Raw genomic sequence first — 12,347 nt, 5'->3', positions numbered from 1 at the left:
AAACCGCTTTGTTCTTGTTGAGAAGCGGCTGTATCGTGAAAGCAGCACCCATGACAATCCGCAACTGGTCAGCGGCGTGGGGAGGCTAAGACACGGAGCCGTGCCATGTCATCGGATAACCATCTCCGGCCGAACCCGAAGCGGAGGCCTAAGGTGGCTTCCTCGGTTCCAGCTAAGCCGGCAGCGCCGGCCGCGCGGGAGCCCGGGCCGGACGCCCGCAAGACGGTCACCATCCTCTTCGCCGACATCGTCGATTCCTCGCGGCTTAGCCTCTCCCTCGATCCCGAAGCGCTCCGGAACCTGCTCTCCCGGTACTTCGGCGAGTTGAGCGCCGTCGTTCAACGGCACGGCGGAATCGTGAACAACTATATCGGGGACGCGATCATGGCTGTGTTCGGCATGCCGTTCGTCCACGAAGACGACGCGCTGCGCGCGGTGCGGGCAGCGGTGGAGATGCGCGAAACACTTGCCATCCTTAACCACGAGCTCGAAGCCGGTTGGGGCGTCCGCCTTATGAACCGAATCGGCATCAACACCGGCGAGGTGATCGCCGGCGACCAAACGCAGGGATACTTGTCAGTCGCCGGAGAGGCCGTCATTGTCGCGAAGCGCCTTGAGGAGGCAGCGACGGCGAATGAGATCCTGATAGGGGAGCCGACGCACAAGCTCGTGCGCGATGCGGTCGTCGTCGAGCCGAGCGGGCCGCGCGCACTCAAGCGCGGCGCGACCATCCGCGCCCTCGCCGTGTTAGAAGTCCTCGCCCACGCCCCCGGCGTTGCGCGCCGCTTCGACTCGCCTTTCGTCGGGCGCGAACGCCAACGAGCCTTGCTTGAGACCGTCTTCCGCAACGCGGTCGGCGATAGGACCTGCCACCTGGTCACCATTCTCGCCGACGCGGGTGTGGGAAAGTCGCGGCTCGTACGGGAGTTCACGAGCGGCCTTGCCGAGGATGTCACAGTCTTGCACGGCCGCTGTCTGCCCTATGGCGAGGGCATCACCTATTGGCCGCTGGCCGAGATCGTCCGGGAGCTTACCCGCGCGGAGGGACCGGACTCCGGCAAGCAACTCGCAGCGGTGGTCGAGGCGCGGCTCGCAGGCGACGAGAAGGCCCGGCTGATTGCCGAGCGTGTGACCGGGGCGCTCGGGCTTGGCGGCGCGGGACAAGGGACGACCGAGGAGACCGCCTGGGCCGTCCGGAGGCTGTTTGAGGCGCTCGCGCGAGCGGGGCCGCTCGTCGTTGTGGTGGACGACGTCCATTGGGCCGAGTCGACATTCCTCGACTTAGTCGAGCACGTCGCCGACTTCTCACGCGATTTCCCGATCCTGCTCATCTGCATCGCGCGGCCGGAGCTCTTCGACTCGCGTCCTGGCTGGGGGGCCGGCAAACGCAACGCGACGTCGATCGTCCTCGAGCGGCTCAGCGACGCGGAATGCCGCGAGCTGATCTCCAACCTGCTTGGCCCCGCGCCGCTGCCGCCCGCTGCCGAGTCGAGGATCGCGAGCGCGGCCGAGGGCAATGCGCTCTTCGCTGAGGAACTCGTGGCGATGCTCGTCGACGACGCGTTGCTCAGGCAGGCGCCCGACAGCTGGGTCGCCGCGTCGGACCTCGTTGAGCTGCCCGTCCCCTCGACTATCAACGCGCTTCTCGCTGCCCGTCTCGAGGGCCTCCCGTCCGTCGAGCGCGCCATCCTGACGGCCGCAGCGGTCGAGGGCTCAGTATTCCATCGGAGCGCCGTCAGCGAGCTCGCCTGCCCGGTGCTCGACACATTCGAGGACGGTTTGCTCGCGCTCGTCCGCCGGGACCTGATCCGCCCGGAGGCGCCGTTGTTCGCCGGCGAGAAGGCCTATCGCTTCCGTCACGTCCTGATCCGCGACGCCGCGTATCGCTCCCTGCCGAAGAATGCGCGCGCCGACCTGCACGAGCGCTTCGCCGCCTGGCTCGAGCTAGCGGCCGCGGACCGGCTACGCGAGTTTGAGGAGATTGTCGGCTATCATCTCGAACAGGCCTTTCAGTACCGTGTCGCGCTCGGTCCGCGCGACGTGCGCGCGGCCTCGCTTGCCGCCCGGGCGTGCGAACGGCTCGAGGCAGCCGGGCGGCGAGCGCTTGTCCGCAGCGACCTGCCGGCGGCGATCAGCCTGCTTGAGAGGGTTTCCCGGCTGCTTCCCACCGATGACACACGGCGGATCGTGCTGCTCGCCGACTTGAGCGGCGCGCTGATCGAAAGCGGCCGGCTGGACGACGCCGGGCGCGCGCTGGACGAGGCGGAGCGCTTGGCCGCTGCCGCTGACGACCAGCGCTTGGCAGCGCATGTGCTCGTTCAGCGGCAGTTCCTCCGGATCTTCCACGGCGAAGAGGGCGGGCTGGAGGAGTCGGCACGCGCGGTAGCTGCGGTGATCCCGGTCTTCGAGCGCCTCGGGGACGACCTCGGCCTCTGCCGCGCACGGCGGCTTGAGGCCTGGCTATCCTTCACCGCGGCTCGCGGCGAGGCCGCCATTGCAGCTTGGGAGCAAGCTGCTGCTCACGCGCGACGTGCGGGGGATTGGCATGAGTACTACGAAATCCTCACGTGGATCGCTTCCTCCTTGTGGTTCGGGCCCACCCCGGCAGCCGAGGGCATCCGCCGTTGCGAGGCGATGCGCGTGCAGGTGGGCGAAAGCCCCGAGTCCGAGGCAGCGATCCTCCGCCAGCTCGCGTGCCTCAACGCGATTGTCGGCCGCTTCGAGATTGCCCGCGATCTGATCGCGACGAGCAACGCCACCTACGCCGACCTCGGCCTTACGCTCTACGTGGCGTCCTCAGAGCATGAGGCCGTCGTCGAGCTGCTCGCCGGGAACCCCGCTGCGGCCGAGACGAGCGCGCGCGCAGCGTATCGTGCGCTTGAGGAGATGGGCGAGCGCGCGTTCCGTTCGACGATGGCCGCGTCCCTCGCCGTGGTGATCCTCGAACAGGGACGCGACGAAGAGGCCGAGGACTTTGCTAAACTCAGCGCCCAGCTGGCTGCGAGCGGAGACCTGGTGACGCAGGTCCGTTGGCGCCGCGTGCGCGCACGCGTGCATGCGCGGCGGGCAGAGCTCCGGGCGGCGGAGGCGCTCGCGCGCGAAGCAGTGACGATCGCCGAAGCGACCGACTTCGTCAACGACCGGGCGGATGCACTGGTCGACCTGTCGCACGTGCTCGAGGCCGCCCGCCGAGGCGACGAGGCGGTCGCCGCTGTGTCCGGAGCGCTGCATCTCTACGAGCTGAAGGGAAACGTGGTCGCCGCGGCCGCGACCCAGCTCCGCCTAGGCAAACTCGTCAAAATGTGACACCGTCGGGAGGCGGCAAGGGGCACCGCCCGCACCTCCTTGTGAACCGCTCTGGATCGGAGGTGATATGATGCCACCGAACTTCGTACGATCTACGAGCATAAATATGCCTCACCGCTGGCCCCCTAGAGCTAGACCGGGCGAGACAGTGCTGAGGCTCGATACTTGGGTCCTCCAGCCGGGTGGCGCCTGCATGGGCCTTTCTGCTTAATCCCAACTTGTTGAAGGCCCCCTTTCCCATTGGGTGAGGGTGCTACTTCCTGAAATCATTTTCGAAGAGGTCAAGCATGGTCACGAAAAAGAAAGCCTCAGCGAAACAGACACCCAAGCGACTCGGTGCGACGAAGCCTACGAAGCGAAAAGCTGAGACAGCGAACCCGGCCGCAACTTCCCAAATTGCCGAGCCAGTCAGCGAATTTCTCAAGAAGACATCGATTCCTAAAGGATTCGTTAACCCAAAGCCGATCGTGCTGTCGGAGTTGCGAAAGCGCGTGACCGAAACGAATCTGAGGCCCACCGTTTCGCTGGAGCAACTGTTGGCCAGCGCGAATCGCATCAAGCCGGCGGACCTTCCCGCGGAGAAGTTACCGGAAGACGTCAAAGAGTCTATCCTCGCACTAAAGCCGGGGATTCGACGTTTTCACGGCGTTAAAATTCCGCTCTACTGGTTCCCGTTTCCCTGGCTGAGTTCTGCCTGTGCAGATCGCTTCGGATACATGTCGTCCGCGGCCACCCGTGCGGCAACGAAGTTGCCATTCAATGTCGCGACGCAAGCACTCCTCGGCCAACTCGGTAACATGATGGGAGACCCCGGCCGCGATCCTAATCCTGCGTCTCACAATCCCGCTAATGCGGGCGTGTCTTCGATACCAGCAGGCTTCACTTATTTTGGTCAGTTTGTCGACCATGACATCACGTTCGACGTCTCGTCGACTCTCGACGCCGCTACCGATGCGAATACAATCAGTAACATGAGGAGCCCGGCGCTCGATCTGGATTCCGTTTACGGCCGCGGGCCTGGCTTAGATCCATTTCTCTACGTATTTCCTACATCTGGTCCAGCTACCGCAATCAAGCTGCATAGGGGCTCGAACACTCCTATTGGCCCGGGCGGCCCCAGCAACAACGGTGACAAATCGGGCATGGTCCAGCAGACGAACTGGGATGTGCCCCGCATGCAGGGTACGAATACTGCTGCGATCGGCGATCCGCGCAACGACGAAAATCTGATCATCGTACAGTTCCAGCACGCTATGCTGCGTTTCCATAACGCCGTCGTTGATCTGCTGGTGGCAGTAGCGTTTGCGGGCGACATCTTCGCAGAGGCCAAACGGATCGTGACCCATCACTACCAATGGGCCGTGGTGCATGACTTTCTGGAAAGAATCTGCGGACTGGCTGCCGTGAACAACGCGATGGCGAGCGTATCTGCTCCCATCGGCAGCTCGTTCCGAATGCCCGTCGAGTTCGCCGTGGCAGCGTACCGGTTCGGCCACAGTATGATCCGTGATACGTACTGGGTGAATTTCAACTTCCCGAAAGCCACACTTGGACAGGTCTTTGAGTTCAATCGCGATCCACGGCTGCCGGTCTTTTCCACCTGGGTCGTTGACTTCAACGCGTTCTTTGACACCGGAGTGCCAGTACCGATTCACAACAAGGCCCGGAAAATCGATAGCTTCATGGCTAACGGATTGGAATCGTTGCCCGGATTCTCTGGAATGATGGCGATTCTGGCAACGCGAAACCTCCGGCGCGCTCTAGCTCTCGGTCTGCCGAGTGGACAGGGCATGGCCAACTCATTCGGCATTGCGCCGATGACCGCGGCGCAGTTGACATCTGGGCTGCCGGCGGCCGAAATGGCTGTGCTGAATTCCAGCGGCGGTTTACTGCTGAACAAGACGCCACTGTGGTATTACGTCCTTCGCGAGGCTGCCGTCCTCGCCGGCGGAAATCAGTTGGGCCCGGTCGGCGGCAGGATCGTGGCGGAGACGTTTGTCAGGATCTTGAAGCGAGATGCGTCATCCTATCTGAACGTCGCCGGTGGGTTCACACCTATCCTTCCTTCGTCCACGCCTGGAAACTTCACGGTGGCCGATCTGGTGGCGTTCGCCGGGGTAACGCAACCATAGAAATCGCGTTGCGAACGCCGATGACGGACCTTCAGCTGCGCTGACTTCAACTTCGATTCGGTCCAGAACCAGTTCACCTGTCCCGTTGGCAAGCCGCTCATGCAAGTATCGTCGCAACTTCACGTTCCCACTCTCCGACAATGTCAACGGCGGAAACCGGAAACAATCGGTCCAGCAAACGAGACTGCCAACATTGTGAACTCAAGTCCGCTGCTGTCCAAAAACGGCGGTGCGCGACGTTCTCCGCAGCGTCCATGAAGACGCGAGGCCGTGCGCATCGAATGGCGGATACGCCCGGTCGAGACGCTGTTCGCACGCCCGAAGACCACGCTCGGCTTTGAACACACGGGATTACGCGGCCCTGAGCGGAGCCAGTGGGGAGTTTCTCATTGCCGCCCGCCCTGAGCCGCCGGACTTATTTCTTTGGCGGGACACCAAAGACGTCGTCCATAGGTTCCCCGTTTTTGATTCGATCTAGCTTTTGCTTGGCGTCTCGGATCCCCTCTTGGACCGCCTTCTCTATGCTCTCAAGGACCAAGATCTGATCCTCGAAATTCTTGATGAAATCTTGGTCGATGGCCATTTCATCTCTCCATCTATGCCTCGCTCGACAGTTACCGAGAGCTGCTATTGCAGACAGATAGCTCCAAACCACCAATTGTATTCAGAAGCCCCGCCATTGCGCGAAGCCAAGAGCGCGATCCCGACTGCCGGCCCGGGCTGGAAGGTTCCGCTTATCCACCCCGGCCAGTCTGCAGTCCAGCGGTTGGGCGGGAAAGCTGACCAACCTGCACCGTGGGCGGTGCTTTGACTGGGGCCCGGAAAGTCCTGCCCTGCGCCCATGCCGCCGCCCTGCACAGCCCAGGCCTCTACCCACCTGGGGGTGTACCCTGGGCTGACTGTCTGATCACCCTTCGGCCACTCGATCCGGCCGGAGTTAAGAGTCTGATAAAAGTCCCAATTGGCTGCCATCTCATATCTCCAATCGCTGCCGGGCGACTCGCCCGGATTCATGAACAAGAGATCATATGCTCCTCAACTATGTCCCATTTCTTCGAAATCGGCTAGGTTATACATTAGGTGTAGATAATGTGCCGTAGGCACTCGCGCACGAACTTCTGGAAGGGGCCGACTGCTACCGTTCATCGGGGATCCCTCGAACTACCGCAGATGGCGCAACCGCGGCCTCCAGAATGGTCGCCAACCATGTCTGCTTTCAGGCAGTGGCAACGGTCACCTCAATGGCCGATATCAGGCGCAAAGCGGTCATTCGCACGTGGAAATCGTATTAACATGTAGTTTGGAATCCATTGGCCGCCGCAGTGTCAGCGCCGAAGGTCGGCTTTGAGCTCATTCACTTTTTTGCAGCGGACAGGTCTGACGGACTTTTCTGAATGGCAAGCGGCCTTTCAGGCCGGACGCATTGTATGACCAACCGGATTATGTTGTCCTTGCGCCGCAGCTGACAAGTTGGAGAGGACCATGGGTGCGTCCCTCTACGACCCCATCAACGTTTACAAATGTCAGGGACCTGATATTGGCGTCGTTGACGGCCCGTTTGAATATCTGACGATAGCCGGAGTAAAGCTTCCGCTGCCATTTACTACTCGGATGACGGTGGTGCGCCTGTCGAACGGTGATCTGTTCCTTCATTCGCCCATCAAGTTCTCTGTGACGCTGGCCGAAGAGTTGCGGAACTTGGGCAGGATCCGCCACCTCGTTTCACCCAACCAGTTTCACTACGCTCATATCGGTGAGTGGTCGAAGGTCTTTCCAGAGGCAATCACCTGGGCATCACCCAGAGTTCGCCAAAGAGCGCTGGCACGGCACGCCGATGTGACGTTCACGCGAGATTTGGAGACCAATCCGCCGGAGGCGTGGCGGCGGGACATGGACCAGACGCTGTTTCCCGGTGGCTACTTCAAAGAGTTCATATTTTTCCACTACGCTTCAAAGACGCTGATCCTCACAGACACGATCATCAATCTCGAACTGGACATGATCGATGAACCCTGGCGCACGGCGATCAAGCTGACTCGGATGGACCATCCCCACGGGCGGACCTTCTTCGGCATGCGGCTGTCAATTCTCCTGCAGCGGCAGAAAGCAAAGGCAGTAATAGGCAAGCTCCGATCGTGGCAACCGCGGCGGGTCATTCTCAGCCACGGCCGCTGCTTTGATGCCAACGAGGACGAGATTGTCCGCAGGATATTCGCAAAGTCGGCTCGGTGAGGCAGTGATTAGAAGGCCAATGCCCGCAATGGGTCAAAGTCGACGTTCGCGAATGCCCGCTTCTGACCTTTTCAGACCTTCAAACGAGCACGGCCCAAGGGAAACGTTTGAGCCAAAGGGGTTCACAGTCCGGTTGCGAGGCAACTGCCGCGAACAAGCGGAGGGATAGGTGGGACTCGCGCGTCAGTGGCGCTGCGGCTGGAGAGCTGGGGCGTCGCGCGAGCAATAGTCTCAAGAGGCGTGATCTGTGGTATCATAGGCCGGTAAGGCCGGAGGCGTCGGTCCTGCCTGCCTCTGACCTGCGGCTTGCGAGTCGTGAATCTTTCTGAGGCTCAACATGGAGCGGAAGCTCGCTGCAATCCTTGCCATCGATGTTGTCGGGTACTCGGCGCTCATGGAGGCGGATGAAGCGGGCACCTTCGACCGGCTGAAACGTGGCCGCAAAGAGCTGTTCGAGCCGGAAATCGCGACGCGACACGGGCGAATCTTCAAGCTGATGGGAGACGGTCTGCTGGCGGAGTTTGGCAGCGTGGTGGATGCGGTCGAATGCGCGGTCACGCTTCAGCGCGGCATGGCGGAGCGTAACGCGAGCGTCGCCGAAGACCAGCGCTTCGAAGTCCGGATCGGAATCAACCTTGGAGAAGTGATCGTCGAAGGGGACGATCGCTATGGCGAGGGCGTGAACGTGGCGTCGCGTCTCCAACAACTCGCCGAGCCCGGTGGCATCTGCGTTTCGGAGAAGGTGTCCAAGGAGGTCAGGCAGAAGCTGGCGTTTGCGTTCGAGCCCATGGGCGAGCAGCGTGTGAAGAATATAGCCGAGCCGATATACTGCTATCGCGTGAACCTGCACGTTCCGAGAGCCGCTCCGGTCGGCCGACTGGAATCGCTCGAATTGCCCGACAAGCCCTCGATCGCGGTCTTGCCCTTCACCAACATGAGCAACGATCCGGAGCAGGAAACCTTTGTCGACGGCTTGACCGAAGACCTGATCACCGACCTGTCTCGCTGCGCCGGCCTCTTCGTCATCGCGCGCAACTCAACCTTTGCTTACAAGGGACGGTCGGTCGATGTGCGTTTGACCGCGCGTGATCTTGGGGTGCGCTATGTGGTTGAAGGCAGCGCCCGGCGTGCCGCGGCGCGCGTGCGCATCAATGCGCAACTGATCGACGCGATCGGCGGCGATCATATCTGGGCCGAGCGCTACGACAGCAGCCTCGAGGACATCTTTGCAGTGCAGGACGAGGTCACGGCCAAGATCGTCGAAGCCCTTGTCGGCCGATTGGCCGGACAGCCGGCGCGCAAACGGCCGACGAGTCTCGAAGCCTATGACCTTTGCGTGCGAGCCCGCGGCGTCAGTTTTCAGACCGGGTTGGGCGCGCGGGAAGCGCGCCTGCTCCTGGAAAAGGCGATTGGACTCGATCCCGACTATGCCGAGGCACATAGCTTGCTGGCCCTCAATCTTTGGCTTGGCTGGCTGTTCTGGAACGAGCCGAAGCAAACCAACCAGCCACGCGCGCTGGCGGAAGCGCAGCGGGCTGTGGCGCTCGACCCTAACGATGCGGGGAACCGCTGGGGGCTGGGCATCATACTTGGTCACGAACGGCGTTACGCGGAATCGGATGCCGAGTTCGAGGCAACCTTCAAGCTCGATCCTAATCATGCCGATGCCTGGGCGATACGCTCGGATCTCATCACCCTGAGGGGCGACGCGGTCAAGGGCGTCGAATTCGTGAAGCGGGCGTTGCGGCTCAATCCGCGCCCACCGGGATGGTACTATTGGATGGCAGGCCAAGCCTATTATGCGCTCGGCGACTATCAATCCGCGGTAGAGGCTTTGCGCAAGCCGGAAACCTACCGCACCACGTCGCGGCGCTTGCTTGCGGCAGCCCTCGCGCAGCTCGGGCGCCTGGATGAAGCCCGTCAGGAGGCGGAATTCTTCATGATGAACGATCCCCATTTCAGCATCCGGCACTGGGCAACATCGCAGCCATTCGACAACGAGGAAGTGCTCCAGCGCTTCGTCGAAGGCTACCGCAAGGCTGGCCTTCCCGACTAAAGAGCGCATGCGCACGGCAACGACCTCATAGATCCTGCTGCGGATCTTCCCGAGAAAGTCGAGGAGCGGATCGAACTCTTGATGCCGTTCGTTCAGCCAGAGGCTCGCGAGTTGGTCCGATCGCAAATCCTTGGCCTCATTCACGAATACAGAAACGAGGATCCCGCGCCCTCGAGTTAGGCGAGGATCGCGTCCACTGTGAAAACTTGCAGGTCCTGCCCGGAATGGAGTTCAACTGCCGTCGTCATCCATCCTGGTCTATTGCATGCGGCGCAGGCTGAGTCCCGTCGCTCGTCTGGCCGGTCTGGTCGATCCAAAGCCAACCGATGAAGACCACCGACAATACGATCGCGATCAAGGCGATCAGACGAGGCATGGCATTTTCCTTTCCGTGCCGAAACCGCCGGTCAAGACGTCGGCTGCCCGTTATCTCGGTGGTTTGGTGCCGCCCGTATTGGGTTCGGAGCCGGCGCCAACGATCGGGTCAGGCACGACCGGGCCACGTTCTGCTTCGGAATCCTCTGCCTCGATCTCTTGCACGGCCTGATCCCAGTGCTCGCGCTCCCGCCCTTCCGGACGGCCTTCACGCTCCCATATTTCATGGGCTCGCCGCCTGATACGCTCTTCCCTGTCCATGATCGGCCTCCTGGTGCTTTCCTAATTCCGCGATCGATGGTTTGTTCCGCGCTGCCAGACAGTTCCCACCCGAAAGGCACATCGAACATTCGCATCCAGGGCGTAGAATGACACTATCCCTCCGGCACCGGAGATCTGGGTCCGATGAGAATTCTCGTTGCTGGCGCCACCGGCCTGATCGGCGCTTCGGTCTGTTCCCGCCTCGTTTCCGAAGGACATGAGGTGGTCGGCATCGTCCGTAGCCCTCGGGCAAGTGGAGCCCGCGATTATCAGTCATTGGTGCTGGACATGGCGACCGCGCTACGCCCTGAAGATTGGCTGCCGCATCTGGCCGGCATCGATGTCGTCGTGAACTGTGCCGGGGTTCTGCAGGACAGCCCTCGCGAAAAGACCGGACAAGTCCATCGCGATGCGGCGTCCGCTCTTTTTCGCGCCTGCGCGCGCGCCGGCGTCGCCAAGGTGATCCACTTCTCGGCAATGGGTGTCGATCGGGCACAGCCTTCGTCGTTCTCGACGACGAAATATGCCGGCGATCAGGCCCTCATGGCGCTTGATCTGGACTGGATAATCCTTCGCCCTTCCGTAGTGCTCGGCCGGCCTGTGTTTGGGGCCAGTGCATTGTTTCGCGGTCTGGCCTCGCTGCCGGTCCTGCCGTCAATGCCAGATACCGGCCGGCTCCAGGTCGTGCAGCTCGAGGATGTGGTCTCGACGGTGCTCTTCTTTCTCAATCGCGGCAGTCCGTCTCGTCTGGCGCTGGAACTTGCAGGTCCCGAACAGCTGACCATGGACGAGATTGTCGGCACTTTCCGCCGCTGGCTCGGCTGGGCTCCCGCAGCCAGGCTGGTCTTGCCGGGATGGGTCGCCCGGCTTCTCTACCGCCTCGGCGATCTTGCCGGGATGCTCGGCTGGCGACCTCCGATGCGCACCAACGCCGCCAGGGAGATCACGCGAGGGGCGCTCGGAGATCCATCGGACTGGATTTCCTTGACCGGCATACGGCCACAAAGCTTGGCGCAGTTCCTCGCGCTCAATCCGGCAACAGTGCAGGAAAAATGGTTTGCCGGGATTTATTTCGCCAAGCCTGCAATCTTCGTCGTCCTGCCGTTGTTCTGGATCATGACAGGGGTTGTGTCGCTGACCACTGGCTACGGCAACGGCATCGGCCTTATGCAAAGCACGGGGGCTGGCATATTGTCGGCGCCCGCCGTGGTCGCCGGCGCTCTTGCCGACGTCGTCGTCGGCGCTCTCATAGCCTGGCGGCCAACGGCGCGAAAAGGCCTCTACGCTGGCATCGCGCTCTCGCTGTTCTATCTGGTCGTGGGCACTTTCCTGCGCCCGGACCTGTGGAACGAACCGCTTGGGCCGTTCCTGAAGGTCTTGCCGATCATCGTCCTTCACTTTGTTGCCTTGGCAATACTGGAGGAGCGCTGATGCTCTATTTCGTGCTGAAGTACCTGCATGTCATCGGTGCCAGCGTGCTGCTTGGCACCGGCGCCGGTATTGCCTTCTTCATGCTTCTCGCCCACAGGACCGGCAATGCGGCAACAATTGCGGCAGTGGCACGCATCGTGGTGGTCGCCGATTTTCTCTTCACGGCAACTGCCGTCGTGGCGCAGCCGATCACCGGCGTCGCGCTCGCCTGGCAGGCGGGTTACCCGCTCTCCGAAGGCTGGATCGTGCTTTCCATCGCGCTTTACATCGTCACCGGCGCATTCTGGCTGCCGGTGGTATGGATGCAGATGGAGATGCGCAATCTGGCGTCCGAAGCCGCCAAAGCAGGGACCCCGCTGCCGGCCCGGTATAGCAGGCTTTTCTGGCTGTGGTTCGCCTTTGGCTTTCCCGCCTTTGCTGCCGTCCTCGGGATTTTCTGGCTGATGATCGCGCGACCGGCGATCGAGTGGTAACGCCTTGCCGCGGACAGATGTCGCGGCTTCGATTTCAGCACGGGAACATCTTTCCCACGAGTGCGTTCGGCGCGGATGGAT

At 61.9% G+C, this 12,347-nt stretch carries 9 protein-coding genes; 6 read left to right on the top strand and 3 right to left on the bottom strand.

Translation table 11 applies throughout. The features are described from left to right. Nucleotides 1-153: 153 nt before the first annotated feature. Together AC0NIE_RS27390 and AC0NIE_RS27385 are read left to right on the top strand one after the other, a co-directional pair. Nucleotides 154-3,306, top strand: a complete 3,153-nt coding sequence (locus AC0NIE_RS27390) for an ATP-binding protein (RefSeq protein WP_473485102.1) — start codon at nucleotides 154-156, stop codon at nucleotides 3,304-3,306. 287 nt (nucleotides 3,307-3,593) lie between these two features. After that, nucleotides 3,594-5,438 carry a peroxidase family protein gene (locus AC0NIE_RS27385; protein WP_473485104.1) on the top strand — a complete coding sequence of 615 codons (1,845 nt, stop codon included), beginning with the start codon at nucleotides 3,594-3,596 and terminating at the stop codon, nucleotides 5,436-5,438. A gap of 415 nt (nucleotides 5,439-5,853) precedes the next feature. Here the strand turns inward: AC0NIE_RS27385 and AC0NIE_RS27380 are convergent, their stop codons facing one another. Then, nucleotides 5,854-6,021, bottom strand: a complete 168-nt coding sequence (locus AC0NIE_RS27380; protein ID WP_473485106.1) for a hypothetical protein — start codon at nucleotides 6,019-6,021, stop codon at nucleotides 5,854-5,856. Nucleotides 6,022-6,920: 899 nt separating this feature from the next. Between AC0NIE_RS27380 and AC0NIE_RS27375 the strand changes: the two genes are divergently transcribed. Together AC0NIE_RS27375 and AC0NIE_RS27370 are read left to right on the top strand one after the other, a co-directional pair. Then, nucleotides 6,921-7,670: a DUF4336 domain-containing protein gene (locus tag AC0NIE_RS27375; RefSeq protein ID WP_473485108.1), complete on the top strand. Its 750-nt coding sequence runs from the start codon at nucleotides 6,921-6,923 to the stop codon at nucleotides 7,668-7,670. A gap of 337 nt (nucleotides 7,671-8,007) precedes the next feature. Further along, entirely contained in the window at nucleotides 8,008-9,726 is a 1,719-nt protein-coding gene (locus AC0NIE_RS27370; RefSeq protein ID WP_473485110.1) for an adenylate/guanylate cyclase domain-containing protein, read from the top strand. A gap of 244 nt (nucleotides 9,727-9,970) precedes the next feature. Here AC0NIE_RS27370 and AC0NIE_RS27365 read toward each other — a convergent pair whose 3' ends face one another. Both AC0NIE_RS27365 and AC0NIE_RS27360 read right to left on the bottom strand, forming a co-directional pair. Beyond that, nucleotides 9,971-10,102, bottom strand: a complete 132-nt coding sequence (locus AC0NIE_RS27365; protein WP_473485112.1) for a hypothetical protein — start codon at nucleotides 10,100-10,102, stop codon at nucleotides 9,971-9,973. Between the two features lie 50 nt (nucleotides 10,103-10,152). Continuing rightward, on the bottom strand, nucleotides 10,153-10,362 hold the full coding sequence (locus AC0NIE_RS27360; protein ID WP_473485114.1) for a DUF2934 domain-containing protein: 210 nt from the start codon (nucleotides 10,360-10,362) through the stop codon (nucleotides 10,153-10,155). A gap of 144 nt (nucleotides 10,363-10,506) precedes the next feature. Here AC0NIE_RS27360 and AC0NIE_RS27355 point away from each other — a divergent pair, with 144 nt between their 5' ends. Both AC0NIE_RS27355 and AC0NIE_RS27350 read left to right on the top strand, forming a co-directional pair. Beyond that, entirely contained in the window at nucleotides 10,507-11,793 is a 1,287-nt protein-coding gene (locus AC0NIE_RS27355) for an SDR family oxidoreductase (RefSeq protein WP_473485116.1), read from the top strand. Further along, on the top strand, nucleotides 11,793-12,266 hold the full coding sequence (locus AC0NIE_RS27350; RefSeq protein WP_292180975.1) for a DUF2269 family protein: 474 nt from the start codon (nucleotides 11,793-11,795) through the stop codon (nucleotides 12,264-12,266). The genes AC0NIE_RS27355 and AC0NIE_RS27350 overlap by 1 nt, the downstream gene beginning before the upstream one ends. Nucleotides 12,267-12,347: the final 81 nt, after the last annotated feature.

The sequence above is a fragment of the Mesorhizobium sp. WSM4842 genome (assembly GCF_055901575.1).
Note: the sequence above shows the minus strand (reverse complement) of the source record. Positions and strands in the feature narration are given on the sequence as shown.

What these genes read in the sequence shown, in the direction of transcription:
- AC0NIE_RS27385 (WP_473485104.1), top strand. Translation starts at nt 3,594, where the DNA reads ATGGTCACGAAAAAGAAAGCCTCAGCGAAACAGACACCCAAGCGACTC.
- AC0NIE_RS27370 (WP_473485110.1), top strand. Translation starts at nt 8,008, where the DNA reads ATGGAGCGGAAGCTCGCTGCAATCCTTGCCATCGATGTTGTCGGGTAC.
- AC0NIE_RS27375 (WP_473485108.1), top strand. Translation starts at nt 6,921, where the DNA reads ATGGGTGCGTCCCTCTACGACCCCATCAACGTTTACAAATGTCAGGGA.
- AC0NIE_RS27360 (WP_473485114.1), bottom strand. Translation starts at nt 10,362, where the DNA reads ATGGACAGGGAAGAGCGTATCAGGCGGCGAGCCCATGAAATATGGGAG.
- AC0NIE_RS27365 (WP_473485112.1), bottom strand. Translation starts at nt 10,102, where the DNA reads ATGCCTCGTCTGATCGCCTTGATCGCGATCGTATTGTCGGTGGTCTTC.
- AC0NIE_RS27350 (WP_292180975.1), top strand. Translation starts at nt 11,793, where the DNA reads ATGCTCTATTTCGTGCTGAAGTACCTGCATGTCATCGGTGCCAGCGTG.
- AC0NIE_RS27355 (WP_473485116.1), top strand. Translation starts at nt 10,507, where the DNA reads ATGAGAATTCTCGTTGCTGGCGCCACCGGCCTGATCGGCGCTTCGGTC.
- AC0NIE_RS27380 (WP_473485106.1), bottom strand. Translation starts at nt 6,021, where the DNA reads ATGGCCATCGACCAAGATTTCATCAAGAATTTCGAGGATCAGATCTTG.